Here is a 4,458-nt window from a genome sequence, read left to right as displayed (position 1 = left end):
TATGTATTAGAAGCGCTGTAGTTTGATATGGTTGAACTTCCAGCAGCAGAACAACTAGCAACTACTGATGTAATAGTTGGTGTTACTGGCGTTGGTAAAATTGTAAAACATTCTTGAACTGTAGTACCACATGACGCAATTGAAGTAACATCAGCAGTAATTACTATTTGATCGATTGAAATTGGTGGATCAAGGCTTGAACTAGCATCATTTTGCCATCTTACTCTAAATCTAAGATTTGCTTGATTATCCCATAAAGGATCTGTTCTAAAATCAGATAACCATGTTGTCTGTCTTCTTAGTTTGGCTCCAGCTTGTACCCATGTAGCTCCGCCGTTTATACTGTATTCTATACTACCAAAATCATCTGAACCACTTGCATTTGTTTCTCCTTGGGCTAACCAATAAAAATTAAAAATAACGTTGGATTTTCCAACAGTATTGATAACTGTATTTAAAGTAGCTTTTTGATCTGATATTTGTCCATCAAAATTTGCATTATTTGGAATAAAATTTACAGAACCTGGTCCACAAGTAGCTCCAGTTGTTGTAGTTGCTCTAATATGCAAATAATTACTATTTGGACTTGATGTTACAGCCGCAGGTTGATTAGGAACATTTGGAACTGTAAAAGTTCCTAAACCAGTTACACAACTTCCTCCTAAATAATCATTATTAAGTACAAAAATATTGGGACCATTAGAATTATCTATAGTCCAGTTTCCTAATCCTGATTCAAAAGTTTCAGTGAATAAAGTTTGAGTAACAACACCTCCTAAAGAATTTGGAGAAGTTACATCAACACAATAAGTACCTGCAGGTAAACCTGTTAAACTAGTATTTGTAGTTAATGGAGTTTGAAAACCTGCAGGAAATGTAAAACCAGAAGGACCACTTACCCAATTAAAAGTAGTACCGGTAGGTAATATAGAAGATAATGAAATAGAACCTGGAGAACAATTTACAACTGTAGATGTATATGTTGCAGGTGTACCTGCAGTAATTGAAACATTTACTTGTGTTCTTGTACTTTCACATCCACCCACTGTTTGAGAAACCCAATAGGATGTTGCTGCTGTTAAAACTGGAGTAGTAAATGGATTTCCAGTAAATATTGAACTACCTCCAGAAGATGCGGTATACCAATTAACAGTACCTGTAACCGCTGATGCTGTTAAGGTGGCTGTTTGCCCTGAACAAATTGATAAATTAGTTGTGATTGGTGCACTTGGACCTGAAACTATAACATTCATTGTTCTGGTTAAAGTACAATGATTTGGTGCAGCTAATCCATTATCCCAAGTGTAAGTAATTGTATGAGAACCTACTCCTGCAACTTGCGGATCAAATACACCTATACCTCTGTCATCAGTATAATCATCACCAACAGAACCTGCAGGAGCAGGATCAAATCCATTTGAAACACCCGGACCTGAATAACTTCCAGTTCCTTGGAAAAACAATAATCCTGTTTTTAAAGATTCTGCACCAGCCGTAATGATCCATGTTCCTGTAGCCAATACAACTCCTGATGTGTTGTCTGTAATTGTATACGTGTAATTACCACTAGCTACATTGGTTTTATCTAATGAATAATAGCAACCTGTAGGTCGTAAAAAATAATTATTAGAGACTCCACCTGCAGGAACGGTCAATGTCTCTACTAATACATTTGCAGAATTATATCGATAAATGACTAAATTATTTAAATTTCCTGTATTTGCAACTATTTCAATATTCACCGAATTAAATGGTAAACCTGAATCAAATGTTACTGGAAAGGTATCTGGTCCTAAAAAAACTGCAGCATCTGAACAAGCAAAAGCTGTTTTAGTAATTGGATTTAGTAAAAGATCATCTGAATACATTTGAATTTGATAATCTTGACAAGGAACCGCAGCTGGTATAACATTATAATAACCAAGACCTTGAATATCTACTGAAGAACATAATGCTCCACTAGTAACATTCATAGTAAAACAAAGAACATAATTTCCTGAAGCTAATCCATCCCACTCAGGATTAAATCCACTTGCAACGGATGAAGCGTTTGTTCTATTTGGTGGAATTGTTGCACCACATGAAGAATCAGTTAATTGATATGTTATTACTTGTTCTAAAGGATTACCACACCCGCTAGGACTTGAAGAAGTTAACTGTTTAAAACCTAAAATTGTTGATCCTGCAACTACGGTAACTGGAACACATATTGTTATAATTTCTCCTGGTGTTAAAGGTGCATTTCCAAACTGGTCACCCGCTAATCCTAAGTCAGTTGAAATCCCTGTTTGTCCTAATGCAGCTGTAGTAGTTGTCATTGAAATTACTGGACAAGTTGGTGTTGCGCAAGTTGCACATGTTGAAGATAAAATAACAACTGTAGAAGTAGCAGTACCACAAGCAGTTGGAACAGAAACAGTATAAGTTCCAGGAATACTAGAACTTGGAGTAACTGCTCCGGTAGTTGTATTTAAAGTTAATCCCGCAGGCGTTGCTGAATACAAACCTGTTACAGCAGGACCAGTTACCGTTACAGCAGAAACACCCGCTGAAGGTAAAAACGGACTCCCTGCATAATTAATTGTTGTTGCAGTTCCTCCGTTTACGGTTACAGTAACATCTTGTGTACAAGTTGTAACACCATCAGTTAATGTAGCTCGATAAGAAGTTGTTGTAAGTGGAGATACAGAAATAGATGTTGAAGGTGTTGTTGTAGTAGCAATTACAGTATTTGTAGATAAATCAGTAATTGTTAAAGTGGCTGTTGAATATCTAGTAATTTTAACATTGTCTAAACCCCAACTATCTTGGCTAGCAGTCGTAGATTGTCTTTGTGTCCAACGAAATTTAGTATTAGCAGTTAAGGCTGCTGAGGGTAATGGTATTGTTGTTGTATTCCAGTCATAAACATACATTCCACATCCAATATTAGCGGATGCTCCTGCGCTACTTTCTGGTCCTGGAAACATTAATTTTAAATTATTCCATGTAACACCATTATCTATTGAATATTGAATATAAACTCCTTCATTATCATCAGGTGCTTCACAACCATTTCCACCATTATCGTCTGCTGCTTCTCTAAAATCAAAACTTAAATAACCACCACCACTAACATCATAAGAAGTAGTTTCTAATGTTCTTGGTGCAGCTGCACTTTGCATCCAAACAAAAATAGAATTATCATTATTGGCAGTAGGAAAACCATTATTTGGTTCACAAGTTAAAACATTTTGAAATGAAACTGATGCAGTACTAACCCATCCTGCACCCACAGAACTAGTGTTAAAATCATTACTCATTAAAGGAACTCCCAAAACCCCTGTAGCATTTAAAAGTGAAGAACCTCCAACGCATATAGTACTTGGTGTTGCAGTTATTCCAACTGTACAACCTGCTGTAGCCTGTTTATATGTGATTACTTGACCAATCCATCCAGCATAACCAGATGGCCCTGTATATCTAAAAGTCAATACTCCTGATGCATTATTTGCACAAAATATCCCAGGACTTAAAACATCTGGAACCCCAGGTGTACCTGTTTGACCTGTACGATAAGGAGTACCAGCCGCATTATAATTTAAACTATAATCACCTCTTAATGTACCTATATTTGTAGCTGCCGTATTTGGCCCATCAAATATCTCCAATCTACCATTGGAAATAAAACTTGTAAAATCAACACATACCGCTTGACCGGTGATAGCTGGAGCTAAAGTTATTGTATAACTAGTATTGCCGTCATTTCCTGCAGCACCACCAGCATCATAAAACACTTCTCCACCAGAAACATTTACAGTTCCACCTTGACTTATCAAAATGTTTTGAGAATATGCAGACATTCCAATCATGAAAAAAACTACATTAAAAACATTTCTTATAAACTTTTTTGAGTATGAATTCATATTACAAAGAATTTTGGGTACATTAACTTTATATTAGACACCAAAAATATTAATCCCTTTTCATAAAATAATTAAAAAAAAAGATACATTTTGTAATTCAGATAATATTAAAAGTTTAAAAAAAACCAATAATAACAATACATTAACTAAGCATTTTAATGTAATTCAGATGTTTTATTTATAAATTAATTTATAAACGATAATTTAACCTAAATAAAACATTAAAAAATGATTGTTTTTATGAGAATAATTCAACTTTTTTTATATTTTTCAATCAATAAAGAAAAAGCACCACCCAGAAAGAGTGATGCCTTTTCAACTAAAAATCAACTATAAACTATCTTTACTTCTTCACAATTAAGAATTCACTTCTTCTATTTTGTGCGTGTTGTTCTTCGTTACATGGTTGACAAGCTACTTTTAGTTCGCTTTCACCAAATCCTTGTCCTGATATTCTTTCTTTTGCAACACCTTTACTTATTATGTATTGAACAGTCGATTTAGCTCTTCTGTCTGATAAGTTTATGTTGTACTTATCACTTCCTCTGCTATC

The 4,458-nt window shown here is 34.8% G+C and carries 1 protein-coding gene and 1 pseudogene; both read right to left on the bottom strand.

Annotated elements, in window-relative coordinates; all coding sequences use genetic code 11:
- Positions 1 to 3,905: pseudogene (locus GFJ94_RS06185) on the bottom strand (hypothetical protein); the annotation flags it as partial.
- 343 nt (positions 3,906 to 4,248) lie between these two features.
- The coding region (locus tag GFJ94_RS06180) for an OmpA family protein (RefSeq protein ID WP_153200705.1) at positions 4,249 to 4,458 on the bottom strand (210 nt) is incomplete at its 5' end.

Source organism: Flavobacterium sp. LMO8 (assembly GCF_009495755.1).
GTDB lineage: Bacteria > Bacteroidota > Bacteroidia > Flavobacteriales > Flavobacteriaceae > Flavobacterium.
This window is presented reverse-complemented; position numbering and strand designations above follow the sequence as displayed.